Annotated in this window: 23 protein-coding genes; 8 read left to right on the top strand and 15 right to left on the bottom strand. The window is 68.6% G+C overall.

The genetic code is table 11. From position 1 onward, the window contains the following. Positions 1 to 178: 178 nt before the first annotated feature. On the top strand, positions 179 to 526 hold the full coding sequence (locus F8O04_RS14125) for a histone-like nucleoid-structuring protein Lsr2 (protein WP_158030028.1): 348 nt from the start codon (positions 179 to 181) through the stop codon (positions 524 to 526). Between the two features lie 82 nt (positions 527 to 608). On the opposite strand, the gene F8O04_RS14120 is transcribed toward F8O04_RS14125, so the two are convergent. Next, the gene (locus tag F8O04_RS14120; protein WP_158030027.1) at positions 609 to 1,646 is read right to left on the bottom strand and encodes an LLM class flavin-dependent oxidoreductase; all 1,038 of its coding nucleotides are present in this window, start codon (positions 1,644 to 1,646) and stop codon (positions 609 to 611) included. Between the two features lie 163 nt (positions 1,647 to 1,809). Next, positions 1,810 to 2,328 (bottom strand): Dps family protein, encoded by a 519-nt coding sequence (locus tag F8O04_RS14115; protein ID WP_158030026.1) that lies wholly within the window; start codon positions 2,326 to 2,328, stop codon positions 1,810 to 1,812. Positions 2,329 to 2,863: 535 nt separating this feature from the next. Between F8O04_RS14115 and F8O04_RS14110 the strand changes: the two genes are divergently transcribed. Next, positions 2,864 to 4,285, top strand: coding sequence for an NAD(P)-binding domain-containing protein (locus F8O04_RS14110; protein WP_225735099.1), 1,422 nt, complete (start codon positions 2,864 to 2,866; stop codon positions 4,283 to 4,285). Between the two features lie 90 nt (positions 4,286 to 4,375). Here F8O04_RS14110 and F8O04_RS14105 read toward each other — a convergent pair whose 3' ends face one another. Genes F8O04_RS14105 through F8O04_RS14095 form a run of 3 tightly spaced genes read right to left on the bottom strand, consistent with a single transcriptional unit; the run spans position 4,376 to position 6,466 of the window. Then, the gene (locus F8O04_RS14105) at positions 4,376 to 5,269 is read right to left on the bottom strand and encodes a lysozyme family protein (RefSeq protein ID WP_158030025.1); all 894 of its coding nucleotides are present in this window, start codon (positions 5,267 to 5,269) and stop codon (positions 4,376 to 4,378) included. Continuing rightward, a complete protein-coding gene (locus tag F8O04_RS14100) occupies positions 5,266 to 6,111 on the bottom strand; it encodes an ABC transporter ATP-binding protein (RefSeq protein WP_225735098.1) in 846 nt (281 codons plus the stop codon). Before F8O04_RS14100 ends, F8O04_RS14105 begins: the two co-directional genes overlap by 4 nt. Then, entirely contained in the window at positions 6,011 to 6,466 is a 456-nt protein-coding gene (locus F8O04_RS14095) for a GntR family transcriptional regulator (RefSeq protein WP_158030024.1), read from the bottom strand. Before F8O04_RS14095 ends, F8O04_RS14100 begins: the two co-directional genes overlap by 101 nt. A gap of 150 nt (positions 6,467 to 6,616) precedes the next feature. Here F8O04_RS14095 and F8O04_RS14090 point away from each other — a divergent pair, with 150 nt between their 5' ends. Continuing rightward, entirely contained in the window at positions 6,617 to 7,642 is a 1,026-nt protein-coding gene (locus F8O04_RS14090; protein ID WP_158030023.1) for a zinc-dependent alcohol dehydrogenase family protein, read from the top strand. A gap of 298 nt (positions 7,643 to 7,940) precedes the next feature. Here F8O04_RS14090 and F8O04_RS14085 read toward each other — a convergent pair whose 3' ends face one another. Then, the gene (locus tag F8O04_RS14085; protein WP_158030134.1) at positions 7,941 to 9,488 is read right to left on the bottom strand and encodes an MFS transporter; all 1,548 of its coding nucleotides are present in this window, start codon (positions 9,486 to 9,488) and stop codon (positions 7,941 to 7,943) included. A 185-nt stretch (positions 9,489 to 9,673) separates the two neighbouring features. Here F8O04_RS14085 and F8O04_RS14080 point away from each other — a divergent pair, with 185 nt between their 5' ends. Both F8O04_RS14080 and F8O04_RS14075 read left to right on the top strand, forming a co-directional pair. After that, a complete protein-coding gene (locus tag F8O04_RS14080; protein ID WP_158030022.1) occupies positions 9,674 to 10,744 on the top strand; it encodes a 2,3-butanediol dehydrogenase in 1,071 nt (356 codons plus the stop codon). Positions 10,745 to 10,988: 244 nt separating this feature from the next. Further along, a complete protein-coding gene (locus F8O04_RS14075; protein WP_158030021.1) occupies positions 10,989 to 12,344 on the top strand; it encodes an MFS transporter in 1,356 nt (451 codons plus the stop codon). 179 nt (positions 12,345 to 12,523) lie between these two features. On the opposite strand, the gene F8O04_RS14070 is transcribed toward F8O04_RS14075, so the two are convergent. From F8O04_RS14070 to F8O04_RS14045, 6 genes are all read right to left on the bottom strand, one after another. After that, the gene (locus tag F8O04_RS14070; protein WP_158030020.1) at positions 12,524 to 13,825 is read right to left on the bottom strand and encodes an NtaA/DmoA family FMN-dependent monooxygenase; all 1,302 of its coding nucleotides are present in this window, start codon (positions 13,823 to 13,825) and stop codon (positions 12,524 to 12,526) included. A gap of 88 nt (positions 13,826 to 13,913) precedes the next feature. After that, entirely contained in the window at positions 13,914 to 15,647 is a 1,734-nt protein-coding gene (locus tag F8O04_RS14065; protein ID WP_158030019.1) for a CocE/NonD family hydrolase, read from the bottom strand. A 14-nt stretch (positions 15,648 to 15,661) separates the two neighbouring features. Next, entirely contained in the window at positions 15,662 to 16,729 is a 1,068-nt protein-coding gene (locus F8O04_RS14060; RefSeq protein WP_158030018.1) for an ABC transporter ATP-binding protein, read from the bottom strand. Between the two features lie 15 nt (positions 16,730 to 16,744). After that, on the bottom strand, positions 16,745 to 18,556 hold the full coding sequence (locus tag F8O04_RS14055; RefSeq protein WP_158030017.1) for an ABC transporter permease: 1,812 nt from the start codon (positions 18,554 to 18,556) through the stop codon (positions 16,745 to 16,747). Between the two features lie 9 nt (positions 18,557 to 18,565). Continuing rightward, a complete protein-coding gene (locus F8O04_RS14050; RefSeq protein WP_158030016.1) occupies positions 18,566 to 19,111 on the bottom strand; it encodes a nuclear transport factor 2 family protein in 546 nt (181 codons plus the stop codon). Between the two features lie 72 nt (positions 19,112 to 19,183). Continuing rightward, positions 19,184 to 20,317, bottom strand: coding sequence for an ABC transporter substrate-binding protein (locus tag F8O04_RS14045; protein ID WP_188726495.1), 1,134 nt, complete (start codon positions 20,315 to 20,317; stop codon positions 19,184 to 19,186). Positions 20,318 to 20,762: 445 nt separating this feature from the next. Here F8O04_RS14045 and F8O04_RS14040 point away from each other — a divergent pair, with 445 nt between their 5' ends. The 3 genes from F8O04_RS14040 to F8O04_RS14030 are packed head-to-tail and all read left to right on the top strand — an operon-like array spanning position 20,763 to position 24,354. After that, positions 20,763 to 22,280 carry a GMC family oxidoreductase gene (locus tag F8O04_RS14040; RefSeq protein WP_158030014.1) on the top strand — a complete coding sequence of 506 codons (1,518 nt, stop codon included), beginning with the start codon at positions 20,763 to 20,765 and terminating at the stop codon, positions 22,278 to 22,280. After that, positions 22,277 to 23,830, top strand: a complete 1,554-nt coding sequence (locus F8O04_RS14035; RefSeq protein WP_158030013.1) for an aldehyde dehydrogenase family protein — start codon at positions 22,277 to 22,279, stop codon at positions 23,828 to 23,830. Before F8O04_RS14040 ends, F8O04_RS14035 begins: the two co-directional genes overlap by 4 nt. Further along, complete coding sequence (locus F8O04_RS14030) at positions 23,827 to 24,354, top strand: MarR family winged helix-turn-helix transcriptional regulator (protein ID WP_158030012.1); 528 nt, start codon at positions 23,827 to 23,829, stop codon at positions 24,352 to 24,354. Before F8O04_RS14035 ends, F8O04_RS14030 begins: the two co-directional genes overlap by 4 nt. An 84-nt stretch (positions 24,355 to 24,438) precedes the next feature. On the opposite strand, the gene F8O04_RS14025 is transcribed toward F8O04_RS14030, so the two are convergent. From F8O04_RS14025 to F8O04_RS14015, 3 genes are read right to left on the bottom strand one after another with little or no spacing between them, the layout of a single operon-like run. Further along, positions 24,439 to 24,900 (bottom strand): VOC family protein, encoded by a 462-nt coding sequence (locus F8O04_RS14025; RefSeq protein WP_225735097.1) that lies wholly within the window; start codon positions 24,898 to 24,900, stop codon positions 24,439 to 24,441. Positions 24,901 to 24,905: 5 nt separating this feature from the next. Then, positions 24,906 to 25,376 (bottom strand): SRPBCC family protein, encoded by a 471-nt coding sequence (locus F8O04_RS14020; protein WP_158030010.1) that lies wholly within the window; start codon positions 25,374 to 25,376, stop codon positions 24,906 to 24,908. Then, entirely contained in the window at positions 25,373 to 25,735 is a 363-nt protein-coding gene (locus tag F8O04_RS14015) for an ArsR/SmtB family transcription factor (RefSeq protein WP_158030009.1), read from the bottom strand. The genes F8O04_RS14020 and F8O04_RS14015 overlap by 4 nt, the downstream gene beginning before the upstream one ends. Positions 25,736 to 25,756 lie beyond the last annotated feature (21 nt).

Raw genomic sequence — 25,756 nt, 5'->3', positions numbered from 1 at the left:
GGTGGCCGCTGGCCGCATTCGCGCCGGAACCACGACGCGCTTATCGGTGAACTCCGTCTCAGCGAGCTCCCCGCCAATGCACCTGCGAATGCCGCGCCGACATGCCCACTCGACTTGCGTTCCCCGGGGCAATTCGGCCTATTATGGTGAGACCAGATCCCTATTTCAAAGGAATACCGTGGCACGCAAGATTGTGTATCAGCTCGTTGACGACCTCGACGGCACGCTTCTCGCCGAAGGCGAGGGTGAGACCATCCAGTTCTCCATCGACGGCAACGACCTCGAGATCGATCTTTCGAACGATCATGCCAAGCTCTTCCGCGCGGCAACGCAGAAATACGTGAAGGCCGCTCGTCCCGTGGGCAAGTCCGGCCGCCGCGGGCCGGGTCGCTCCGCCCAGTCCGGCCCCAAGCGGGACCTCGGTGCCATCCGCGCCTGGGCCAGCGAGAACGGCTACACGGTCTCAAGCCGCGGCCGCATTCCCAACGCGGTGATCGAGGCTTACGAAGCCGCCAACGGCAAGTAGTTCCGTTGACGCCGTCCGCCGGCGTCCTCGCGTACAGGAGCGCCCGCTGTCTAGTGGGCGCTCCTCGTGCTTATGGCGGTCATCACCGGGCGTTCGCGGGCGTCCACCCGAGCCTCGGGCCGACCTCCGTCGCAAGGTCGTGCAGCAATTGCTCAGTATCGGCCTGCGGAAAAGAGAAGGGCAGTTCGATGAAGAACTCGTCGACCTGCCGAAATGCGACGTCTTCGTAGAGCCCGGCGACGATTTCCTCGGCGGTGCCGAGCCGATCCCGCTTGATCAACGCCATTCGCCCGCCCGGAAATTCCTGTGGTGACGCGGTGCGAGGTGTTCGAGCGCGCACATACTCCTCGTAACGCTTCCGCTGCCGCGGCGTCGCCGAATCGATCGGCAGCACGACGTGTCCCATTGCCACCCGGCCACTCGATCCCGGCGGCACCGCTTTCCGATATGCCTCGATCTGCTCGCGTTGCGCTTCAGCGAAGTCCATCGTTCCCTCGGCCATCGTGATATTGCTTTGCAGGAGCCCGAGCCCCCGCGCTCCCGCCCATTCGGCAGACCGACGCGAGGCGCTACCGTACAGCACGCGCTCCGAGAGCCCGGCACTGTGCGGTTCCACACGCTCCGAATACTCCTCGACAACCCCCTCTTTGCCGGACTCACTCGTCACGGCGTCACCCCTGAGCAGCGACACGAATTTGTCGACGCGCGCGTACGAGAAGTCCTGCTCGTCGGCCAGCTCGCCGTAGAGGGCGTTCTTCACACGCCCATAGTGCATCGGCGTACCAACCGAGACGCCGATCTGCAGACGGCCGCCGGAGAGCAGATCGACGGTCGCGAGGTCTTCGGCCAACCGCAGCGGGTTCTCCCATCCGAGTGGAATCACCGCGGTGCCGAGCTCGAGCCTGCTGGTGTGCTGACTCACCGCCGACAGGAACGCCGCCGGCGACGAGACGCCGTACTGCAAGTGGCGCGTGCGAATCCATCCGCCGTCGAACCCGAGCGACTCGCCGAGCTCGAACAGGCGAAGCCCGCGCTCGATACCTCCAGCCGGGTCGTCCCGGTCGAACGGCACGATCGTGAGAAACGAGAGTTTCGCGAGCGGTGACCCCGGCTCGGGCATTGACTGCTCCTTTCGACGCGCGAATGCGCACCACCTCGGCGCATTCGAAGCACGAGCATCCTTTCATGCGCCGTCATACAACGGCCGACGCGGGATCGGAACGCGACGACGGGCGCCTCCCTGCATCAGAGGGGGCGCCCGTGCAGGTGTCCAGTCCGGACGGCTACTCGGCGATGTGCGAGAAGAGGAACCAGCGGTCCTTGTCGAGTTGCTTCGCAATCGCGATCGCGGTGTCTTGGCTCACCTGGTCGACCTCTTCGAGGCCGTCGACCGCGCGGTACAGCGTGGCGAGCGCGGCGTCGAGCTGCGCGACGACCTCGCGCACCGTGTCGTCGGACTTCTGGAACCCGTCGCTCAGCTCGGGCGTGCTCGTCTTCGCGGCGACGGTGCCGAGACGCCCGTCAACGGGCAGGCCCAGCGCGACGATACGCTCAGCAACTTCATCGGCGCCGGCTTGCGCGTGCTCGACGACCTCATCGAGGAACTCGTGCACCCCAATGAAGTTCGCGCCGCGCACGTGCCAGTGGGCCTGCTTTCCGTTCACGGCGAGGGCGACCAGGTCGTGCACGACGGGGGCGAGGAAGTTGGCGACGGCTGTCGGGCGCGAAAGGTCGCCCTGGGCGGCCGGAATGGCCTCGACCGTGACGGCGTCGTTCGTGGTGCGGGTCTGCTGCGTGGTCATCAAGTGCTCCTTTGTGCCAGTGCGTTCGTACCAATGACGGTACGCCGATTCCCCATTCTGGCAACCGAGGAAAGGCTCACCTCACGATTCCTTGTGCGCGTTCCCAACGCCGATCAGACGCTTTCCTGTGCGCACGCTGTACATGGCGATTTTGTCGTGGCCGTGAAACCGGCGAATCGATCGACTGCGCCCTCGATGGCGTTCGAAAACGGAGCTACGAGAGGGCTGCCGCATTACGGGCGCGAACATTGCCGCGGAACGCCCGGCGGACGCTTCGAGCGCTCGTGAGCACGGCCGCGCGCTGGAACGAACGCACTCAATTCACGCCTCTGCTACCGTCAAAGTGACCGAAGTGCAGCTGATCGGCACGCTGCCGAGCCTCCGGGGACTCCCCGCCGTTCGGCCAAACGCCAGGCGAGGGCCGCTCAGCGCGGAGCCCACCGGTGAAGAAGGATCGCCGTGCGGCGAGACGTGCTCCGCGGAGACGATCACGTCGCAGCGGCCGACTGCGGCCCCACGGGGCAGAGAGGAACATGTGACGAAACGCGTCGCCATCATCGGAGCAGGACCAAGCGGAATGGCGCAGTTGCGGGCATTCGAGTCGGCCAAGCGAACCGGCCGCGCGATTCCTGAGATCGTGTGCTTCGAAAAACAGGCGGACTGGGGCGGCCAGTGGAATTTCGACTGGCGAACGGGCGTGGATCAGCACGGAGAGCCCGTGCACTCGAGCATGTATCGCAATCTGTGGTCGAACGGCCCGAAGGAGGCACTCGAATTCGCCGAGTACACCTTTGACGAGCACTTCGGAAAACCGATTTCGTCGTATCCGCCCCGCGAGGTGCTGTGGGACTACATCAATGGCAGGGTCGAGCGATCCGACGTCAAGCAGTACGTGCGGTTCTCGACCGTCGCCAGGTGGGTCGAGTACGACGCCGCATCCGAGACCTTCTCGGTCACCGTCGAGAACGTCAAGACCGGGGCCACCGAGACCGAGCGATTCGACCACGTCATCGTCGCGACGGGCCACTTCAGCACGCCGAACGTCCCCCAGTTCGACGGCATTGCGACGTTCCAGGGAAGCCTGCGCCACGCGCACGACTTCCGCGGCGCGGAGGACCTCGCCGACAAGGACGTGCTGCTGATCGGCGCGAGCTACTCGGCCGAAGACATCGGCGTGCAGGCGTTCAAGATGGGCGCGCGCTCGGTCACGTTCAGCTACCGCACGGCCCCCATGGGCTTCGACTGGCCGAACGGCATGGAGGAACTGCCGCTCGTGACGAGCTTCGAGGGCGACACCGTGCACTTCACCAACGGTGCGGAGCGCCGCTTCGACGCCGTCGTGCTGTGCACGGGCTACCTGCACCACTACCCGTTCCTCCGTGACGACCTCGCGCTGTCCTCGCCGAACAACGTGTACCCGGACGGCCTCTACCGCGGCGTCGTCCGCGAAGGCAGCGACCGCTTGTTCTACCTCGGGGCACAGGACCAGTGGTTCACGTTCAACATGTTCGACGCGCAAGCCTGGTTCGCCCGCGACGTGATCCTCGGCGACATCGAGCTGCCGAGCGCGGAGGAGCGTCGGGCGCACATGGATGCATGGCTCGCCCGCTTCGCGAAGCTCGAGTCGGCCGCCGACCAGGTGCGGTTCCAGGCCGACTACATCCGCGACCTCATCGAGCAGACCGACTACCCGATGTTCGACCTCGACGAGGTTGTGCGCATCTTCCTCGCGTGGAAGCACGACAAGCAGGAGAACATCCTGACGTACCGCGACAAGGTCTACCCGTCGGTCATGACGGGCACGATGGCGGCGGCGCACCACACGCCCTGGCTGCAGGAACTCGACGACAGCCTCGAGCGCTACCTGTCGTCGCCCGAGCCCAACGGGGTCGAGCGCCTCGTCGGCGATGAGGCCGCGGCTCCGGTGACCACGGCGGTCTCGCCCGCCGCCTCGTAGCGGGGCGGGGCGGGGCGCGACGGCAGCGGTGCCGGCGCAATGCGAGGTGGGGCCGGATGCGTGCATCCGGCCCCACCGTCGCGTCGGGGATCAGACGATGGTGATCTTGCGACGCCACGACCGCGCGGTGCGCCACACGCACGCGAGCGTGACGAGCAGGAGCGCCGGGAGGAAGCCGATCGGCATAATCGAGTCGCTTCCCCCCTCGAAGGCATCGACGAGGCTGAACTGCACGAGGCCAAGCTGGCCCGCATCGGTGACGCCGACCCCGATCGGCAGGGCGAACATCCCGATCATGACCACCACCTGGAGCACGACGTACAGCCCGATGTACACGATGACGGGCCCGCCGGCGCCGAGCCGGTTCAGCGGAGATTCGCTGCCGACCGCCGCGGCGAAGAGGAAGTGCGCCGGCCAGATGATGTACAGCAGCGCGACGGTGACCGCGACCGCGACGAGCATTGAGGGCGACATGACGGTGGTCGCCTGCAGTACGAGGTCCGACGCCACGCCGAATGGGTTGGGGTCGGCCCCGGCCGGGAGCGCGAAGCCGACCCACAGCACCGCCGCGAGCACGAGCGTCGCGAGCAGGGCTGCCAGCGACACGAGCAGCATCCACGTCAGTTTGACGGCGTAGATGGTGGTGCCGCGAATGGGCAGCGAATGGGTGAAGTAGCCGCCGCGGTGATGGCTCGAGAGCCAGTACTCGACCGCGAGGGCCAGCTGCACCACCGGGACGAGCGAGGTCGTCACGAGTAGGCCGATCAGGAGGCCGGCCGCCGAGACGATCGGCAGGTCGAGTGCCGCGAGCGCCGACGAGGCGAGCACCATGAGCCCGCCGATCGCGCCGATGGCGGCGAGCAGCGTGCGGGTGCGCCGCCATTCGTGCCGGAATAGGGCGACGACGGGGCTCCTACGCGTCGAGGCGTCGGGGGTCGCTGCCGGCTCGGGGGCTACTGCGGTGCTGGGGGCGGTGGCATTCATCGGAAGATCTCCCGGAAAAGGTGGTCGAGGCTCATGTTGTGCTCGGCGCGGAGGTCGTCGGCGTCACCCGTGAGCACGACACGGCCGCCTCGCATCATGACGACCGAGTCGAGGATCGGCTCGAGGTCGTGCACGAGGTGGGTCGAGATGAGAAGCAGCGCGTCGTCGTCGAGGTTGCCGAGGATGCCGTCGAGGATTACCTGGCGCGCAGCCGGGTCGACGCCGCTGATCGGCTCATCGAGGAGGAAGAGGCGGGCCTTCCGCGACATGACGAGCGCGATCTGGACCTTCTCGCGCATCCCCTTCGACATCTCGCCGAGCCGCATCGATTCTCCGAGCTCGAAGAACGAGATGAGCTCGCGCGCCTTGCCGAGGTCGAAATCGGGGAAGAAGTCGCGGTAGACGGTCAGGCAGTCGCGAACCCGCATGCGGCCGCGAAGGAAAGTGGCGTCGGGCAGGTACGACACGAGCGCTTTCGACGCCGGCCCCGGCAGGTGGCCGCAGACGCGCGCCTCGCCGCCGTACTCGGCCACAACCCCGGCGAGCACCTTCATGAGGGTGGTCTTTCCGCAGCCGTTCACGCCCAGCAGGCCGACGATACGGCCGGGAGCCAGCTCGAGGTCGATGCCGTCGAGCGCCTGGGTCTTGCCGTAGCGCATGGTGAGGCCGCGAGTGTGGATGACGGGGGTCGCGTCGCGGGATTCACTGCCGCTCGCGGCATGCTGGGCTCGGCCGTGCACGTCAGGCCCCGCTTGCGGCCGTTGCGGCAGCACCGCGGTCAGCCCGCCGGTCGTGCTCCGCTGCCCCGGCTCGGGCCCCGGGCCGTTGTTCGTGATCGGCATGGTCGTTCCACCTTTCGTCGATGAGTCGTAGCGCGGCCTCTCGGCTCATGCGCATGCCGAGCGCGCGCTCGATGAAGTCATCGGCCGCACCCCCGACGAGGTCGCCGCGGACCGAGTCGATGAGGCCGAGATCCTCGGTCACGAAGCGTCCGGCCGTTCGTTCGGAGCGACACAGCCCTCGCCGTTCGAGCTCGGCCAGCGCCCGTTGCGCCGTGTTCGGGTTCACCCCGAGGGTCGAGGCGAGCTCACGCACGCCGGGCATGCGAGCGCCAGGGGCCCACTCCCCCACGACGATGCGCCGGATGAACTCGGCCTCCAGTTGCGCCCAGATGGGCGATGGACTGTCGAACTGCATGGTGTCCTCGGATGTCGCGCGCTCGCGCGCCATGAGCGGCGCTCGCGCTGTGTCGTTGTATTAGTTCCCTAATACAGTGACACACAGCGGCGGTGATCGCAACGTCGATGCGCGAAGATGGCATCTCCACCCCCGACGAAGCGAGGTGTCATGCGAGGCGTCATCATGCAGGGAACCGGCGACGTGACCGTCGCCGACCGCGATGAACCCACGATTCTCGAGCCGACCGATGCGGTGATCCGCGTCACCGCAGCGTGCGTGTGCGGGTCAGACCTGTGGCGTTACCGCGGAATTGTCGAGACGACCGGAGCGCCGATGGGGCACGAATACGTCGGCGTCGTCGAAGACGTCGGAGCAGACGTGCGCACGGTCGCGCCCGGCGACTTCGTCGTCGGGTCGTTCATCGCGTCGGACAACACATGCGAGATCTGCCTCGCCGGCTACCAGTCGCGGTGCGTGCACGCCGTCGGCATGGCCTCGATGGGATCGCAGGCCGAGCGGCTCCGCGTCCCGCTCGCCGACGGAACGCTCGTGGCGACCCCCGAGCATCCCGACGCCTCGCTCGTGCCCTCGCTCCTCGCCGCGTCGGACGTGCTCGGCACCGGCTGGTTCGGCGCCGTCGCCGCCGAGGTCATGCCCGGCAAGACGGTGGCGGTGGTCGGCGACGGCGCGGTCGGGCTCATGGGGGTGCTCGCCGCGAAGCAGCTCGGGGCCGAACGCATCATCGCGATGTCGAGACACGCCGACCGGCAGGCGCTGGCACGGGACTACGGCGCCACCGAAATTATCGAGGCGCGCGGCGACGAAGGCGTCGAGGCGGTGAAGGATGTGACCGGAGGACTCGGCGCGCACTCAGTCATCGAGGCGGTCGGCACGCACGAGTCGATGCTGCAGGCCGTGCAGTCGACGCGGCCCGGCGGGCACGTCGGTTTCCTCGGCCTCGGTCACGGCGTCGAGCTATCCGGCCGGCTGCTGTTCTCGTCGCTCGTGCACCTGCACGGCGGTCCCGCGCCCGTACGGCGCTTCCTGCCCGATCTCATCGACCGCATCTGGCGCCGCGAGTTCGACCCCGGCCGCGTGTTCGATCTCACGCTGCCGCTCTCGCGAGCTGCTGAGGGCTACGAGGCCATGCACGAGCGGCGCGCGATCAAGGTGCTGCTCGATCCGGCGGCGTAGCGCGCGGGTGCGCGGGGCGGGCGCGCGGGCGACACGGGGCCTGCGCGGCGGTACCCGACCAGGCGCCCGCTACCCGACCGGACAACCGCTACCCGACCGGACAACCGCTACCCAACGTTCGATAGCAAATGTCCAACTCGGTAGCTCGGAGCGACCCGGTAGCTCAGCCCGCACCGACACACCCGGAAACGTGCAACCGCTACCCGACCGGACAACCGCTACCCAACGTTCGGTAGCAAATGTCCAACTCGGTAGCTCGGAGCGACCCGACACGCCAGGCGCGCCCGCACCGGTCCGCTCAGTGCTCGGAGTGCAGCTGCGAGCGGGTGCCGGGACCGTATCGGCGCAGCATCCAGGCAGTCGCGACGGTCGCGGCCAGCAGCACCGCCACGATCACGACGAGGACGACCGCGAACGCCGTGTCGTAGGCGGCGCCGGCCCGCGCGACAACGGCCGGGTCACCTCCCGCGACCGCGAGCGCGTCCGAGAGACTCTCGCGGGCCACCTCCGGCGTGCCGTCGGGCAGCTGCACCGTCGCGGTGTACACGAAGGTGACGAGGCTGCCGAGCAAGGCGACGGCGATCAGACCTCCGAACTCGTAGGAGACCTCCTCGACGCCTGCCGCCATGCCGGCGCGCGAGGTAGGGGCGTTGCCGATGATGGCGGACGAGGCCACGGCGAACACCGCACCGAGCCCGAGGCCGATGACCAACAGGCCGGCGACGAAGAGCCCGAAGCCGGGCGTCGTCGCTACCGCACCCCCCGGGTCCGGAGCGTCGCCTGCCGTGTCGCCCAGCGACGGGAGTGAAGCGATGGCGATGATGCCGCCTACGACCGTGACCGCGAAGCCGCCCGCGATCAGCAGCCGAAGGCCGGTGCGGTGCAGGAATGCGCCGCCGAGCAGCGAGGTGGGGACCGTGCCGACCGCGAGCGCGGCCACCAGCAGCCCCGCTTCGAGCGGCGAGAAGCCCTGGACGAGCTGGAATCGTTGCGTCGTGACGAGTTGGATGCCCGCGATCGCGAACAACGCCACGGCAGCCGCGATGACGCCCGACGAGAAGGCCGCGTTGCGGAAGATCGAGAAGACGAGCAGCGGATGCTCGAGCCGCCGCTGGCGCCGCACGAACAGCCAGAAGCCGAGGGCCGAGGCGATCACGGCGACGCCGACGATGAGCCAGGACGGCTGGGCGTGCGCGGCCTCTTTGATGGCGAACACGGCCCCCACGAGGCCGACCATCACCTGGGTGGAGGAGATCGCGTCCCACCGCTTGGTCGGGTCGGGAAGGTCGCGCGGCGCGATCGCCAGCACGAGCACGATCGTCACCGCGACGACCGGCACGTTGATGAGGAAGACCGATCCCCACCAGAAGAACTCGAGCAGCGTGCCGCCGAGAATCGGCCCGAGCGACATGCCCACGACGGCGATGCTGCCCCAGATCGCGATGGCGATGTTCCGTTCGCGTTCGACGCGAAATGTGATGCGAATGAGGGCGAGCGTGGCCGGCATCATGAACGCCGCGCCCACCGCGAGCACGGCGCGTGCGCCGATGAGCGCCGCGGCGTTGGGCGCAAATGCGGCACCGGCCGAGGCGATTCCGAAGACGACGAGCCCCACGAGATACATGCGGCGATGCCCGAGTCGGTCGCCGAGCGTACCGATGCCGAGCAGGAGGCCAACCATGACAAGGGGATACGCGTTGATGATCCAAAGGCTCTCGAGCCCGGATGCCCCGAGGTCGCGCGTGAGCGTCGGCAGCGCGGTGTAGAGAATCGAGTTATCGAGGCTGATGAGCAGCAAGCCGATCGAGACCGTGACGAGCACGGTCCATCGGCGGGCGCGCGACATGTGCGGCGACGGCGACATGTGGGCTGGGTCTGGCACCCGGCTACTCTACCCACTGCTGTACCGGGCGGACGGTTGTGCATGGCGCTCTCGGGCGCCCTCGTTACGGTGGTGACTCGGGCGGCCGAAGGCCTGCGCGCGGCGGCCGCGAGCATCCATGCAGGACCAAGGGTCAAGGGAGTGCGCCAATGCGAGCAGCACGCTATTACGGCAAGGAAGACGTCCGAATCGACGAGATCGACGAGCCGCAGGTGCGGCCCGGAACCGTGAAGATCGCGCCGGCCTACAACGGCATCTGCGGCAGCGACCTGCACTTGTACCACGACGGCCCCATACCGCCGGCGCCCACCGAGAGCGAACCGCACCCCCTGTCGGGTGAGACGCTGCCGGTCGTGTTCGGGCACGAGTTCGCCGGCGTGGTCGAGGAGGTCGGCGAAGGCGTCGACGGTCTCCAGCCAGGCGACCACGTCGCCGTCGAACCGCTCATGGTCGACGGCACCTGCCCGGCCTGCAAGGCGGGCAAGTACAACCTGTGCGAGCGGATGGGATTCATCGGCATCTCGGGGCACGGCGGCGGGCTGTCGGAGCACATCGTCGTCGACAAGCGGTGGGTGCACCCGGTGGGCGACATGCCGCTCGACCAGGCGGCGCTCATCGAACCGCTCGCGGTGACGGTGCACGCGGTGCGGCACGCGGGCATCGGCTCGGACTCGGGGGGCGGCGTCGCCGTCGTGGGCGGTGCGGGCCCCATCGGCCTGCTCACGGCCGCGGTGCTGCGCGCCTACGGCATGCGCACGATCGTGAGCGAGATTGCCGAGGTGCGACGGGCGAAGGCCCAGGAAACGGGGGTCGCCGACGTGACGGTCGACCCGTCGACCGAGTCGCTCACCGACATCGTGCGCGAGCAGAGCGACGGCTTGATGGCGGCCGTCGCCTTCGACGCGGCCGGTGTCGGCGTGGTCCTCGACCAGCTGTTCGACGCGCTCGCTCCCGGTGGACGCCTTGAGGTGATCGCGCTCCACGCGAAGCCGTACGAGCTCGACATCACCGACCGGCTGACGATGCACGACCGCGTGCTCGGCTCGGCGATCGGATACGCGAACGCCCACGATGAGGCCATCCGCCTCGTGCGCGAGGGACTCATCGACCTCGCGCCGTTCATCACGAGCCGCATCCGGGTCGACGACATCATCGAGCAGGGATACCAGAAGCTGCTGCGCGACCGCAGCGAGGTGAAGATCCTCGTGTCGATGTCGTAGCGAGGCCCGCGGCGGCGGGGTGGGTGGCGACGCCACCCGCCCCGCGTCCCGAGGCTATCTCGCGGCCATCGCCAGCTTGGCCTTCCTGCCGGCGGCGCACGCGGCCCCCGCTCGGCGTGCGGCCCTCTTCCGCGATGCAGATCCCGCACTGCCCACTCATGAACGAGCTGATGAGCGGCGGTAGCGTCGACGGGTAGGAGCGACCGCGCCTGGCGCGCGCTCAGAGCGGAGTAGGCTCGGCCGAGTGCCAGCTACCACCGACGATTCGGGCGCACCGCAGCGGAAGCGCGCGCTCGTCGATCTCGCTCCCCTGCGGGTCTCACCGACGTTCGCGCGGTTGTGGATCGGCAGCTCGATCCAAGGCATCGGCTCATGGCTCACGCTCACGGCCGTCGGCCTGCTGATCTACGACATCACGCAGTCGACCTTCATGGTGGCGCTCGTCGGCGGGATCGCCCTCGTGCCGATGGTCGCTGCCGGCATCTGGGGCGGGATGCTCGCGGACGCATTCGACCGACGCACCGTCGCCATCACCACCACGATCCTCGGCTGGCTCTCGACCCTGGGCCTGTTCGCGCTCGCCCTCACGGACGGTGTCCTCGCCGCCCAGGGCGTCCGCGTCGACGTATGGCCGCTCTACATCTTCACGACGATCAACGCGGTCACCACCACCATGACCTCGGCGGCCCGCACGGCTGCGATTCCGCGCATCCTGCCCGTCGAATACGTGTCGCGGGCGACCGCGCTCAACGGCATCACGATGGGCACGCAGGTCGCGGTCGGGCCGGCGCTCGCCGGCATCATGATCGCGGGCCTCGGCTACCCACTGACGTTCCTCATCGACGTGATCCTGTTCACGGCGGGGTTCATCGGCATCATCGGCCTGCCCAAACTGCCCCCGATCGGGCAAGTCGCGAAGCCCGGGCTGCAATCGCTCATCGACGGAGTGAGATTCCTTCGCACGGCGCCGAACATCCGCATGAGCTTCATCGTCGACATCATCGCGATGTCGCTCGGCCGGCCGCACGCGCTTTTCCCCGCGATCGGGGTGCTCGCGATCGGCGGCGGTTCGGTGACCGTCGGGTTCCTGACCGCGGCGATGGCGATCGGCACGTTGCTGACCGGACTCTTCAGCGGCCGGGTCGCGCATGTGCATCGCCACGGTGTGGCGATCAGCTGGGCGATCATGGTCTACGGGGTGTTCACCGCACTCTTCGGCCTCGTCGTCCTCGGCGGGATGCTCGGCTGGTTCGGCGAGACCGGGGAAGACTTCTCGAGCGTCTCGTGGACGGCGCTGATCCTCGCGTTCCTCGCGCTCCTGGGCACCGGCGCGGCCGATGAGGTGAGCGCGATTTTCCGCGCCACCATGCTTCTCACGGCCGTGCCCGACGAGATGCGCGGCCGCACGCAGGGCCTGTTCATGGCGGTCGTTGCGGGCGGGCCGCGCCTCGGCGATCTCGTCGCGGGCACGACCGTAGCCCTGCTCACACTTTGGGCGCCGCCCCTCTTCGGCGGCGTCGTCATCATCGCGCTCATCGCGTTGCTTCTGCGGCTGTCGCCGCGGTGGCGCGCGTATGACGCGCGCAATCCCACGGTGTAGGCGCGGGCGGGACGGCTGGGGCTCACCCCGCAATCGCAAGGGAGGAGCCTAGGCAGGCACCGCCCCCAGGGGAATGGTGGGCCGCCTCGTCGCTCGCTCCAACGGCGGGCAGCAGATGGACGGCCGCTGGGGAACAGCGCCGGCCCGCCACCGACGCCACCGCCCCCGCCGAAGCGCCCCTACGCCGAGGGTCGATCGAGCCCCAGGTGGTCGCGCAGCGTGTCGCCCTCGTAGTCCTCGCGGAAGTACCCGCGCTCCTGCAGCTCGGGCACGAGCAGGTCGCAGATGAGCTCGAGCCCGTCGGGGTTGTACGGCGCATTGAGGTTGAAGCCGTCGCAGGCGCCCGCGTCGAACCACTCGATCATGCGGTCGGCGGCCTGCCCGGCCGTGCCGACGAAGAACATGTGCCCCGTCGACCGCGCCCGGTCGATGATGAGCTCGCGCAGCGTGAGCCCCTGGTCGACGGCCTTGCTCCGGAAGATGTGGTACCTCGTGCCCATCTTCGGGTCTTCCGAGAACCGCTCCGCGGGGATGTGCTCGTCGAAGTCGATGTCGTCGATCTCGAGGAAGAGGTCGCCGGCGACCTGCCGACGGCCGGCGTCGAGGTCGATCATCGAGCTCAGGTCGGCGGCGATCTCGTGCGCCTCCGCCTCGGTGCGGCCGATCACGGGCACGATGCCGGGCAGCACCGTCACCGTTTCGGGGTCGCGCCCGTGCCCGCGCACGGCGTCTTTGAGCCGCCCGTAGAAGTCGATCGCGCCCTCGAGCCGCGGCTGTGCCGTGTAGATGATGTCGGCGATCTTCGAGCCGAACTCGATGCCGCTCGACGACGAGCCGGCCTGCACGAGCACCGGCCGCCCCTGCGGCGGGCGCGGCATGTTGATGGGCCCAGCGACCTGGAAGCGCTCGCCCGAGTGGTTGATCGGCACGAGCTCGTCGGTGTCGAGCCAGCGGCCGGCTTCGCGGTCGACGAGGATGGCGTCATCGTGCCAGCTGTCCCACAGCTTCTGCACCACCTCGACGTGCTCCGCCGCCCGGTCGTAGCGCACCTCGGGGTCGGGCGCGCCAGAGCCGCCGAAGTTCTGGAACCCGTCGCGGGAGGTCACGACGTTCCACCCCGCGCGCCCGCCCGACATGTGGTCGAGGCCGGCGAACTGCCGCGCCGCGTTGTACGGCTCGGTGAACGAGGTCGACATCGTGCCGATGAGGCCGATCTTCGACGTGAGGGCCGCAAGCGCCGACAGGGTAGAGATGGGCTCGTAGAAGCCGTTCATCATGATGTCGCCGCGCATGGTCGAGTTGGCGTGCACGCAGTCGCCGAGGAACACGGCGTCGAGCTTCGCACGCTCCGCGGTGCGCGCGAGGTCGGCCATGAGCGACAGGCCCGCGAGCTCGTCCGCCCGGCTCCCTGGTCGGCGCCAGCTGTCGCGGTGGTAGCCGGCTGGGAGCAGGAACGTCGTGAGGGCCATACGTCGCTTCATCGGTCGACTCCGTTCGTCGTCGCAGCGGTGGGGGTGACGGATGCTGTGGTCTCGCCGGGTGCCATGGGTCCGGATGCCGTGACCGCGGTCATGCCTGCTGCCCCGCCTCGTCGTCGTTTCCAGCCAGCATCGCGAGCAGCGCGAGGTGGGCGTCACGTTCGCCGCCCGAGTGCAGGCGCCACGCGCCGCGGTTGCGGAGGTCAGTGTGGCGCGTGACGGGCGACATCATGTCGGGGTCACGGTAGAGGAAGTCGTGGCCGAGCACCGTGATGGCCAGCTGCTCGCCGGCGTGGAACCGTGTCGCTGACGGCCACAGCTCGATGTCGAGCGGGGTCGGCACGCCCGGCTCGAGTGGCACCTCGGCGTCGTGGGGGTGCACGGGGCGAAGCTCGCTGCTCGCCGACTCGTCGAGTGCGCGGTGGCTGGCGCGCAGCCAGCCCAGGGCGACGGGCCCATCGTCGAAGAGGGCGCCGATGGCCCAGCGGACTTCACTGCCGTCGGCGCGGAACTTTCGGGCGACGGCGAACACGTCGGCGTCAGTGGCCGCGGGCATTCCGTCGGCACCATCGATCGTCTCAAGCCACAGGCGAAGGCGCATGGGCCCGACGACATCGGTGTCCTCGTCGAACGTGAAACGCACGGTCGCCTCGCCCGTCTGGCTGTCGATGTCGATCGACGAGGCAGCGGCGACCGGCTCTTCCGACAGCAGCCCGTTCGCGAAATCGGCGTGCATGCGCATCGAGCGCGACTCGTCGACGGGCCACGGCAGGTCGCTGCGGTGCGTGCGCGCCTCGGCCGTGTCACGGACCTCGAGGCGCACGCGCGGCCAGTCGCGAGGGCCGTCGCCGATGCCCCGCAGATAGTGGTCGAAGAACTCACGCTGCCGCTCAACACGCTCGGGGCGGTAGAACTCGGCCCACTTCTTCTGGCCGTGCACCTCGAGCCATTTCTCGGTCGAGGAGATGCGCGCGAACGCCTCGAGCGTGCCGCGCGAGTGCAGCCCGTGGTCGCTCCAGCTCGCCACCACGTAGGCCGGCACCTCGATGTCCTCGAGCACGGCCTCCTTGGTGCGGTAGTAGTCGGTCAGCAACGGATTCTCGGCGACGTTCGCCGCCGTGTCCTCCGTGCGGGTGCGCGAAAAAGCCATGTTCGCCGACGCTCGCGGAATGAATCCGGTTTCGGGAATTCCGCCGTGGAACGCGAACTCGCGGTACCAGTCGGTGAAGCACTCCCACGGGCTGATGGCGGCAAGCGACGGCGGCTTCATGGCGGCGGCGATGAACTGGGCGCCGGCGAGGTACGAGACCCCGAGCATCCCGACCTTGCCGTTCGACCAGTCGGCGGCGCCGAGCCACTCGATCGTGTCGTACAGGTCGGCGGCCTCTTGCGGGCCGTTGTGGCGCCCCTCGCCCTCGCTGTTCCACAGGCCCCGCGGATCGACGTTCGCGATCGCATAGCCGTGGGCGCACCAGTAGGCGGGGTCCGGCGCCTCGAAGCCGGTGCGCTCCGACATCCAGCCGTCCTCGATGCCGGCGCCAGGCCACAGCTGCGCCTTCGTGTTGTGCTTGCCGTAGGGCCCCCACGCGAGCAGGACGGGCAGGTCGCCGGTCACGTCACGCGGCCGATAGAGGTCGAGGTAGATCGTCACGCCGTCGCGCAGCTGGAGCGCGACGTCTTTCTCCTGCACGAAGTCGCCGTGCTCGATGATCTCGTGCCGCAACGGCGGCAGCGGCGGCTTGCCAGGAGCGTTTGTCGGATCGGCGCCGGGGCGGTCGATGACCCCGTCAGGGCCCCTCGTCACGGTCTCGTCGTTCGCAGTCATCCTGGTCCCCTCTCTCAGACGTCGAGTGCGACGACGTCGGTGGCGCGCACATGGAAGTCGGTCTCGGCGCCGTCGGCACCGAAGCGGTTGGAGTCGGCCGGGAACGCGACGCGGACGGCGCCCTCCCCAGGCGTGACGATCGTGGCCGTGCGGACCTCGCCGACGTAGACGCTGTCGCGGATCATGCCGCGGCCGGCGAGCGCGACGGCGGGTTCGCCTTCGCCGGTGCCTGCCTGCACGTGCTTGCCGCGGAACGCGATCGTCTTCCCCTCACCGCTGAGCGGCAGCGAGTCGTCGAGGACCTTCAGCCCGCCACTCAGCTCCCGCGCGCGGCCGCCGGCCGGGCTCAGGATGTTCTCGAAGCCCATGAAGTCGGCGGCGAACCGCGAGGCCGGACGCGAGTAGATCTCTTCCGGCGTTCCCTGCTGGTCGATCTGTCCGCCGTTCATGATCACGACGCGATCCGAGAGCGCGAGCGCCTCCTCCTGATCGTGCGTCACATACACCGAGGTGACGCCGAACTCCCGGTGGAGCCGCTGGATCTCGGCGCGCATCGCGATGCGGAGCTTCGCGTCGAGGTTCGAGAGCGGCTCGTCGTAGAGCATGAGGCCCTGCGACGAGACCAGTCCCCGGGCGAGGGCGATGCGCTGCTGCTGGCCGCCCGACAACTCGTGCGGGTAGCGCTTGGCGTGCTGCGCCATGCCGACGGCTTCGAGGATCTCGGCCACCCGCTTGGTGATCTCGGCACGGGATGCGCGGCGCCGCTTCATCGGGTACGCGATGTTCGCCTCGACGGTCATGTGCGGCCAGAGGGCGTAGCTCTGGAACACCATGCCGACCTTGCGCTTGTTCGGCGACAGGTACTTGTGCTGGCCCGCGTCGGCGAAGACGCGGTCGCCGGCGACGATCGAGCCGCCGTCCGGGTCTTCGAGCCCGGCGATGCAGCGGAGCGTCGTCGTCTTGCCGCAGCCGCTCGGACCGAGGAAGGTGACGAACTCGCCGTCCTTGATCGCAAGGTCAATCCCCTTCAGCACCCGCGTGGCGCCGAAGGTCTTCTCGATGTTCGTGAGTTCGACGTGCATGTCGGAGTTCTCTCTCTACTTCGTACGGGTCGGTGAGGAACCGTCGGCGCCGGCCTTGACGGCTTCACGGGCAGCGATGACCTGTGTTGATGGATCGGGGTCGGCCTGCGCAGCCACGGCCGCCGGCGAAGCGGCATTCGCGCGGCGTCGCAGGATCGCCGCAATGGCGAGTGCGACGGCGCCGATGGCGATGAACACCCCGATGAGTAGGAGCGACGCGGCGGCCGAGGTCGGCGCGGCCCCTTCGACGTAGCGGCTGTAGATCTCGACCGAGAAGTAGTAACTGCGCGGCGCCGAGAGCACGAGCGGCGTCGACAGCACGCCGCAGAGCACGACGAAGCACAGCACCCAGCCGCTCACGATGCTCGGCAGCATCAGCCGCACGATCACATCCCAGATCGCCCGGTATTTCGAGGCGCCCGACACCCAGGCGGCCTCTTCGAGCGACTTCGGGATCTGTGCCATCGCGGCACTCGTCGTGCGGCCGGCGAGCGGGATGACCGCGATGAACATCGCGAAGATCATGATGACGGGGGTGCCGTAGAACGTCGACAGCCCCGGCACCTTGAGGAAGAACCACAGCACGCCGAGGGCGAGGATGAGGCCGGGCATGGCGAGGCCGAGCCATTGGCTGAACTCGATGAAGCGCGACAGCGCGCCGGTCCTGAAGCGGGCCGCCCAGGTGAGGCCGACCGACGCCGTCATCGCGAGCAACGCGCCAAAGGCGGCGACCCCGAGCGAGTTGCCGAGCGCCTGCATCATGCGGTCGTTGTTCACCACGGCTTCGAAGTTCGCCAGGCTGTACCCGCTCGTGGCGCCGAGGAACGGCGAGAGCGACACGAGGATCAGCTGGTACATGGGCAGCGCGACCGTCAGCAGGCCGAAGCCCACGACGAGCCCCGTGAACAGCCACTTCCACGGCCCGACGTCGCGACGCAGCGCGCGCGACTCCTTGCCGCCGACGGTGACGTACGAGCGGCGCCCGAGCACCCGCATCTGCACGAACACGAGGAGCAGCAGGATCACCATGAGCAGGATCGACATGGCGCTCGCGTGACCGTACCGGGGACCGGTCGACGCCGACAGGAATTGGTAGATCTCGGTCGGCACGACGAAGATGCCGGCCGGCACACCGAGGATCTGCGGCGCGTCGAATGATTCGAGGAACAGGACGAAGCCGAGGATCATGGCGCCGGTGATGGCGGGCGCGAGGATCGGGATCTCCATCTGGAAGAACGTGCGAAGCGGCCCGGCCCCACTCATGCGCGCCGACTCTTCGAGCGATTTGTCGAGCGCGAGGAAGGGGCCGAGGAGCAGGAAGAACTGCAGGCCGATGAGCTTGATGGCCGAGACGAGGACGATCCCCCACCACGACTCGGCGTTCACGATGCGACCGCCGTCACCGAACAGGGCCCCGAGCGCCTCGTTGACGAGCCCGATGTTCGGGTTGCCGAGCAGGCCCCACGCGATGGCGAAGAACAGTCCAGGTGTCGCCACGAGGATGAACATGACAACGGGGATCGCGTTGCGCAGCGGTGTGCGCGTCTTGGCGTAGACCGCGGTGAAGAAGAGGGCGACGGTCGTCGAGACCGCGATGACCGCCACCCCCATTCCGACGGTCGTGATGGCGACCGAGTGCACGCGCGACGAGGTGAGGACGTCGACGAATGCCTCGACGGTGAACTGGCCGCGGCCACCGAACATCTCGGTCTGAAACGCTCCCAGCACGATCATCGCCGCCGGGCCGACGAAGCAGACGAGGCACAGCAGGGCGATGATCACCTGCGGGTTGCTGAGGTAGCGCCCGATCTGTCGAAGCACCGTCATGTCGGACGACTACCTTCCGGCGGGCTGCACGAAGCCACCGCCGATAACGGCGCCCTCAGGCAGATTCGCGATTTCGTCGTCGTGGTCCGGGCGGATCACGCGAGTCCACAGGTCGGCGATCTTCCACACGCCGTCGATCCGGCGGTAGTGCACCTTGTAGATGCCCTCCGACCACGGGCCCCAGATGCGCTGCATGCCGAACGACGTGCGGAACTCGCACACGAAGCGGTGCCACACGTACTCGCCGTACGCCGTGTCGCCGTCAACCGTGATCTGCGGCGACGAGAGCATGTAGGCGTCCTTGCTCTTCACGACCGGGCTGAGGTCGCTCGCGAACATCGCCCTGATCTCGTCGATCCCGCGGTGCACGCCGTGCTGGCGGATGTCGCAGACCGCGTCGTCGGCGTACGCCTCGGCGACGCCGTCCCAGTTGCGGTCCGAAAGGTCGCGCAGGTACTTCTGCTGCAGCTGCTGGACCTCCTGGGCTGAGGTGAGTGCGTCGACCTTCGACTCGAGTGATTCGAGACGCGCGGCAAGCGCTTCGACATTGGACATGGTTGTCCCCCTGAATGTGGTGGTGGTGGTGAACGGCGCGACGCGGTCGGCGTCCGTCGCAGGAGGCCGTCGCTAGGAGGCCGTGATCTCCTGGAACAGGTCCTGGTTGTTGTCGATCTCTTCGCGCATCGTCGACTGCGACGGCAGGTGCACGAAGTCGATCTCCTCGATGGCGGGCCAGCCGTAGGGCGACTCGAGGTCCTCGTGCTGGTTGAGCGGGAAGTTCCCGGTCACGAGGGCCTGCTCCTGCGCCTCATAGGTGAACAGGTAGCTGAGGAACAGCTTGCCGCCGTCCGAGCTCGGCGCGTTCGCCGCGAGCATCCACTTCTCGGTCGCGACGACGGGGTTCTCGAGCATGTGCAGATCGACCGGAGCACCGTCGTTGACGGCCTTCCGGATGCTCGTTGCGGCCGAGGTGAGGTCGATTCCGTACTCACCAGAGCTCACCGACTGGAGCGCCAGCTGGTCCTGAGCCACGATGCGCGACTGCGCCGCGACGGTGCGCAGCCAGTCCTCGTCGACAAGGTCGCTCTGCAGCAGGATCGAGAGCACCGTCTGCATGCCGCCCGGTGTCGACGGCGTCATGAACGTGACCTGGTCGGCGTACTTCGGGTCGGCGAAGTCGGGCCAGTTCGCCGGAAGGTCGGCTTCGTCCATCGTCTCGGTGTTGTAGCCCGACGAGAACAGCAGCGCCCACGGCGAGTGGTAGAAGCCGGCTGGGTCTTCGAACTGGTCTTGTGCGATGCGCCCATCGGCCCACTCGGGCGACACGTAGGTCGCCGGCTTGAACTCCTCCGAGAATCCCTGCTCGGCGTACCGGTCGGCGTTCGGGTTCGAGATGACGTCGACATTGTGCTGGCCCGTGTCGCGCTCGGCTTCAAGGGCGGTCTGGAGCTCGGCCCCGACGAGGGTCTCGGGCACGATCGTGAGGCCGGGGAAGCGCTCCTCGAACTGGGTGTAGATCTCACGGAACTCGTCGTGATGGCCCGCGTAGACCGTGATCTCGTTGTTGCCCGACTCCATCGCCGCGTCGTAGAGCGCGGTGAGCTCGGCTTCCTGCTCGGCCGAGATCTGGAGAGGCGACAGGTCAAGCTCGCCGTCGGCGGCGGGTGCGCCGCCGCCGCTGCCGCAGGCGGCGAGCAGGGCGATGCTGGTCATGGCGACGCCGGTGACGGCGACGCGCTTGGCAGTTCGGGAGTGCTTCATTGCAGATCCAATCGGGATGAACGCTCGGAGGGGGGCCGATTCGTCTGCGAACCGGTCTCGCGGAACAGCGTGTCTGCCCCGACAAATTTTGTCAAGTGCGCAACAAAACGGGGGACGTGGATTGACGCCTCGATGCCTCCGGTCTCGCATCCGTACCCGTGGCATCGCTGGACGATCGTCCGACTTCGTCGGTGTTTTCTCGCCGAAGTACGTCGATGTCGAGCCATTTGAGGCCGGCGCCACGCCTCGAGCCCCGCCGCGACGCGCGGCCCGACTCTGCATAATTCGCTGCTGAATTGACATATCAATTGACAAAATCGGGTGAGTTGGTCACGATGTGAGCGTCGGGCGATGAGGCCGACACTCCAGCATTTGCTGCGAGGCCGCGCCCCGCGCGCCGGCCCGCAGCACAGAGCATCTCCGACGGGCAAGGGAGCCGGTGCATATGGCCGAATGGGACTACATCGTGGTCGGCGCAGGATCTGCGGGGGCGCTCATCGCGGGGCGGCTCACGGAGAACCCCGCCATCTCCGTGCTGCTGATCGAGGCGGGGCCCGACTTCCGCACGGCAGACACGCCGAAGGAGTTCCTCGACCGCACGAAGGGGCTCGGCCTCGCGCTTGAGGCGCCCAAGAACTACCTGAACCCTGAGTTCTACTGGCATGAAACGACCGCTCGCCGTGCCCGAGGGCAGGAGCCGTTCCAGTACCGCCGCGGCCGCGGGCTCGGCGGCAGCTCCACCATCAACGGGCTCTACGCGATCCGCGGTGTCGAGGATGACTTTCGTGAGTGGGAACGCCTCGGCGCCACCGGCTGGGGCCCCGGCCCCATGCTCGAGGCCTTCTGCCGCATCGAGGACGACCACGACTTCGGCGATAAGCCGTATCACGGCACCGGCGGGCCGACCCCCGTGTACCGCGAGCCCGAGTCGGGGTGGGGCGGAGTCGACCTCGCGATGCGCGACGCCGCGCTCGCCGCGGGCTACGCATGGCACCCCGATCACAACGCGCCGGGATCGGAGGGCATCTCGCCGACGGCCATGAACATCCGGGACGGGCTTCGCGTGTCGACGAACCACTCGTACCTCGAGCCCGCGCGCGAGCGCCCGGGCCTGACGATCGTCGGCGACACGCTCGTCGACCGGGTATTGTTCCGCGGCGACCGCGCCGTCGGCGTCGTGCTCGACGACGGGCGCGAGCTCGAGGCGGGGCGCGAGGTCGTGTTGTGCGCCGGTTCGACCTTCTCGCCGGCCATCCTCCTTCGCTCGGGCATCGGACCGCGCGACGAGCTCACCCCCCACGGCATCGAGGTGCGCGTCGACCTGCCGGTCGCGAGGGGCGCGCAGGACCACGCCGTCACGTTCGTCGAGGTGCCGGTCGTTCCGACCGCGCAGACGTCGGTCGGCAACCGCCCGACGAACATCGTTGTGCGTTACACGTCGGGCCTCGGCCGCCAGGCCGACATGATGCTGCTCGCGACCAACCACAACTACTGGTTCGGGCGCGAGACCGCCGGCATCGCCGTGTCGCTGCAGTCGCCCGCGTCGCGCGGCACCATGTCGCTGCGGTCGGCCGACCCGCACGTGGAGCCGCACTTCGAGCTCGACTTCCTCTCGTCGCAGGCCGATCTCGACCGCATGCGCGACGGCCTGCAACGGGCGCGCTCGCTCATGGACCACGAGGCGTTCGCCGCGATCATGACGGGCGAGCCCAATATGCCGCAAACCGACGACGAGATCGTCGCCACCGTGAAAGACACGATGCACCTCAGCGGCACCGCACCCATGGGTGCCGAGGGCTCGGAGGGCGCCGTGCTCGACGCCGACTGCCGCGTCTACGGCGTGGAGGGGCTGCGCGTCATCGACGCCTCGTCGATGCCGACGGTCGCGAGCGCGAACACCCACCTCACGGTGCTCGCCATGGCTGAGCACTTCGTGACCAAACTGGAAGGATCGCTCCCATGACCGGCACCGCCTCCCCCAAGCCCGGCTCCGCAGGCACGGCACCCGCGCCGGCCGGGGCCGCCGAGCTCTTCTCCCCCGAGGGCGCTCACCGGCTCGCCGCCGCAGTCGCGGAGCGGAGCGCCCACCTCATTGATGGCGCGCTCGTCGAGGGCACCGTCGCAGCTCGTGTCACGGCTCCGTGGGACCGCGCGCGCTCGGTCGACTACCGCGCCGTCGATGCCGACGGGATGCTCGAGGCCGTCACGGCGGCGGCCGCCGCCTTCCGGGCCGGCAAGGACGACCCGAGCGGGCTCGGCTCGGCCGAGCGGCGCGCCGAGGTGCTGCTCGCAATGGCCGACCGCGCCGAGGCGATCGCCGACGAGCTGGCCGCGATCATCGCGTTCGAGAACGGTAAGCTGCTCCGCTCCGCGACCATGGAGGCCGGAGCCGTCGCCGGTTCATTCCGCTACTGGGCGGGCGTCACGCCCGAGACGGAGGTGCTCGCGAGCACGGGCACGCACACCACCGAGCTCGTGCGCCGCCCGCTCGGCGTCGTCGCCGCCATCACGCCGTTCAACATGCCGGTGCTCATGATGGCCAACAAGATCGGCGCGGCGCTCGCGACCGGCAACACGCTCGTCGGCAAGCCATCGCCCGCCACGCCGCTGTCGCTCATGCGACTCGCCGAGGCGATCGCCGAGGTCGTGCCCGCCGGATGGGTGAATCTCGTGGCAGGCGATGACGCTTCCGGGCCGGCGCTCTCATCGTCACCCGACGTGGCGATCGTGTCGTTCACGGGCAGTGTGCCGGTCGGCAAGGCGATCATGCGCTCGGCCGCCGCCAATCTCACGCGCGTACAGCTCGAGCTCGGCGGCAACGACCCCGCCATCGTGGGGCCGGGCGCCGACCTCGACGAGGTCGTGCCGCTCATCTACCGCAGCGCGTTCGGTTCGAGCGGGCAGGCGTGCGTCGCCGCAAAGCGCGTGTACGCCCACGAGTCGATCGCCGACGAGGTGACCGCGCGCCTCGTCGAGCTGGCCTCGTCGGCGCGAGTCGGGCATCCCTTCGACCCCGACGCGACCGTGCCGGTGCTCACGACCGAAGCGCAGTTCGACACGATCGATCGGCTGATCACGGAGGCGAGCGCGGATGCCGAGCTCGCGTTCGCCGGCGAGCGCACAAAAGCGACCGCGTTCGTCGCCCACCCCACGATCGTGGCGGGCGCCCGGAGCGGCATGGCCGTCGTCGACGAGGAGCAGTTCGGGCCGGTGCTGCCGGTGATCCCGTTCGCGACCGCCGCAGAGGTGATCGAGCTGGCGAATGCGACCCCGTTCGGGCTCGGGGCGACCGTGTGGTCACGCGACGACGCCTTCCTCGCCAAGGTGGTGCCGGGCATCGAATCGGGCATGGTATGGGTCAACGGGCTCGGCATGCCGAGCCCTGCCGTGCCGTTCGGGGGCGCGAAACAGAGCGGCATCGGACGCGAGGGCGGAAAGCCGGGCATCGACGCGTTCACCGAACTCGTGACCGTCACGCGATTCGTGCCGGCGGGTGAACAGGCCAAGCCGTGAGCGACGCGATCACTGAGGTCGGGCCCGGCGGGCTCGGCCAGCAGTTCCCGACCTTCGCCGATCTCGTCGCCGTGAAGGCCATCGAGGAGGGCATCGAAGTCGACCCGTTGACGCCGAAGCTCAGCCTGCTCGCGCGGCGCCTCGGGCAGACGATGCTCGACGACTCGCACCGCGAGGTGTACAAGCCCGCCGGGTGGTCGCACGCCTCGTACCGCATCTGCATCACGCTGTGGGTTATGGGCCCCCTGCCGTCGCACCGGGTCACGGCCATGACGAACATGAGCCGCGCGACCGTCTCGGCGGCCCTCAAGCGCAGCGTCGACGACGGGCTCGTGACGAAGGAGGCCTCGACCGACGACGCACGCTCCGTGACGGTGGAGCTGACGCCGCTCGGCGAGGCCAAGATCCGCCAGAGCTACACCGAGCACCTCGCCTTCGAACGCGAGTGGTTCAACGCGCTCACCGACATCGAGAAGCAACTGCTGGTGTTGCTGATCGAGAAGCTGCTGGCGAAGCACGACTGACGCTCTGGACGGGACGCGCGCTCGCACCCGTGTTCGGGGTGATCGAGCAGCACGGCCTCGCCGCAGGCGGTCTGAGTCGGGCGTTCACTCCGTCGACGACGACGCAGGCTCCCGCGTGCTCTGTGCCAGCCCGATGAGGATTCCCTCCGGGCCGCGGACATAACAGAGCCGGTAAACGTGCTCGAACTGCACGACCCCGTCGCTCACGAGTTCGGCGCCGCGTGCGGTCGCCCGCTCGAGCACGTCGTCGAGGTCGTCGACCTCGAACATGACGCGCAGATACCCGAGCGCGTTCACCGGGGCCCTCCGGTTGTCGGCGACGATCTCGGGTTCGATGAAGCGCGAGAGTTCGAGGCGCCCGTGACCATCCGGGGTGCGCATCATGGCGACCTCGACTCGCTGCCGACCGAGGCCGGTCACGCGCCCGGCCCACTCCCCCTCGGTCATGGCACGGCCCTCGAGTTCGAGGCCGAGGTGGGTGAAGAACTCGGTGACCGCCGTCAGGTCTTCGACGACGATTCCGACGTTGTGCAGTCGGATCGACACGACCGCTACCCCAGCGACTCGCCGGCGAGGTGCCTGCCGAAGTTCGTGAGCGCCTCGTCCCAGCCGTCGTAGACCCATCCATCGCCGGGCTTTCCGTCGATGCCGCTCAGGTGGAAGACCAGTTCGGTCTGCGCGCCCAGTTCGGTGAAGGTCAGGGTGATGACCGGGGCGTCGGCAGCCGGGGCATCCGGGTCGCCCCAGGTGAACACGAGCCGCGTCTTCGGCTCGATCTCGAGGTACTCACCTCCCGTCGGGAACGTCTCGCCCGTCTCCGTGTTCGTCATCGTGTAGCGGTAGCGGCCGCCGACGGCCAGGTCCTGCGAGACGCCATCGGTCGAGACGCCGAACGGGTGCAGCCACTGCGCCATCTCGGCCTCGTCCGTCCACGCTTGCCACACGAGGTCGCGGGGCGCGTCGAACGTGCGAGTGATCGTGAACTCCGGGGTCTCGGTTTCGGTCGTGCCTGTCGTGTTCATGGTTCGTTCCTCTCGGGATGCTGCGGTTGTGATGCGTGCTTCATGGTTTCGAGGTGCGCCGCAAGTGCGTCGAAGCGCAGATTCCACTGGCGGCGCTGCTGCTCAACCCACGCCGACGCCTCGTCGAGGGGTTCGGCCTGCATCGTGAGCGTTCGCCACTGCGCCTGCGCCGTGCGGGTCACGAGTCCCGCACGCTCGAGCACCTTCAGATGCTGCGAAATAGCGGGCGCGCTCACGTCGAACGGTTCGGCGACTTCACCGACCGTCGCCGGCCCCTTCGCAAGCCTCGTGAGGATCGCGCGCCGTGTCGGGTCCGCGAGTGCGGCGAACACGAGGCTGAGGGGGTCCGAAGCCGCCATTTCGCCCGTTCCTTAATTAAT

The organism is Pseudoclavibacter endophyticus (assembly GCF_008831085.1).
Taxonomy (GTDB): Bacteria; Actinomycetota; Actinomycetes; order Actinomycetales; family Microbacteriaceae; genus Pseudoclavibacter; species Pseudoclavibacter endophyticus.
This window is presented reverse-complemented; position numbering and strand designations above follow the sequence as displayed.

What these genes read in the sequence shown, in the direction of transcription:
- F8O04_RS14055 (WP_158030017.1), bottom strand. Translation starts at nt 18,556, where the DNA reads ATGACGGTGCTTCGACAGATCGGGCGCTACCTCAGCAACCCGCAGGTG.
- F8O04_RS14040 (WP_158030014.1), top strand. Translation starts at nt 20,763, where the DNA reads ATGGCCGAATGGGACTACATCGTGGTCGGCGCAGGATCTGCGGGGGCG.
- F8O04_RS14070 (WP_158030020.1), bottom strand. Translation starts at nt 13,825, where the DNA reads ATGAAGCGACGTATGGCCCTCACGACGTTCCTGCTCCCAGCCGGCTAC.
- F8O04_RS14085 (WP_158030134.1), bottom strand. Translation starts at nt 9,488, where the DNA reads ATGTCGCGCGCCCGCCGATGGACCGTGCTCGTCACGGTCTCGATCGGC.
- F8O04_RS14105 (WP_158030025.1), bottom strand. Translation starts at nt 5,269, where the DNA reads ATGAATGCCACCGCCCCCAGCACCGCAGTAGCCCCCGAGCCGGCAGCG.
- F8O04_RS14060 (WP_158030018.1), bottom strand. Translation starts at nt 16,729, where the DNA reads ATGCACGTCGAACTCACGAACATCGAGAAGACCTTCGGCGCCACGCGG.
- F8O04_RS14050 (WP_158030016.1), bottom strand. Translation starts at nt 19,111, where the DNA reads ATGTCCAATGTCGAAGCGCTTGCCGCGCGTCTCGAATCACTCGAGTCG.
- F8O04_RS14065 (WP_158030019.1), bottom strand. Translation starts at nt 15,647, where the DNA reads ATGACTGCGAACGACGAGACCGTGACGAGGGGCCCTGACGGGGTCATC.
- F8O04_RS14035 (WP_158030013.1), top strand. Translation starts at nt 22,277, where the DNA reads ATGACCGGCACCGCCTCCCCCAAGCCCGGCTCCGCAGGCACGGCACCC.
- F8O04_RS14045 (WP_188726495.1), bottom strand. Translation starts at nt 20,317, where the DNA reads ATGAAGCACTCCCGAACTGCCAAGCGCGTCGCCGTCACCGGCGTCGCC.
- F8O04_RS14015 (WP_158030009.1), bottom strand. Translation starts at nt 25,735, where the DNA reads ATGGCGGCTTCGGACCCCCTCAGCCTCGTGTTCGCCGCACTCGCGGAC.
- F8O04_RS14100 (WP_225735098.1), bottom strand. Translation starts at nt 6,111, where the DNA reads ATGCCGATCACGAACAACGGCCCGGGGCCCGAGCCGGGGCAGCGGAGC.
- F8O04_RS14120 (WP_158030027.1), bottom strand. Translation starts at nt 1,646, where the DNA reads ATGCCCGAGCCGGGGTCACCGCTCGCGAAACTCTCGTTTCTCACGATC.
- F8O04_RS14095 (WP_158030024.1), bottom strand. Translation starts at nt 6,466, where the DNA reads ATGCAGTTCGACAGTCCATCGCCCATCTGGGCGCAACTGGAGGCCGAG.
- F8O04_RS14115 (WP_158030026.1), bottom strand. Translation starts at nt 2,328, where the DNA reads ATGACCACGCAGCAGACCCGCACCACGAACGACGCCGTCACGGTCGAG.
- F8O04_RS14090 (WP_158030023.1), top strand. Translation starts at nt 6,617, where the DNA reads ATGCGAGGCGTCATCATGCAGGGAACCGGCGACGTGACCGTCGCCGAC.
- F8O04_RS14080 (WP_158030022.1), top strand. Translation starts at nt 9,674, where the DNA reads ATGCGAGCAGCACGCTATTACGGCAAGGAAGACGTCCGAATCGACGAG.
- F8O04_RS14020 (WP_158030010.1), bottom strand. Translation starts at nt 25,376, where the DNA reads ATGAACACGACAGGCACGACCGAAACCGAGACCCCGGAGTTCACGATC.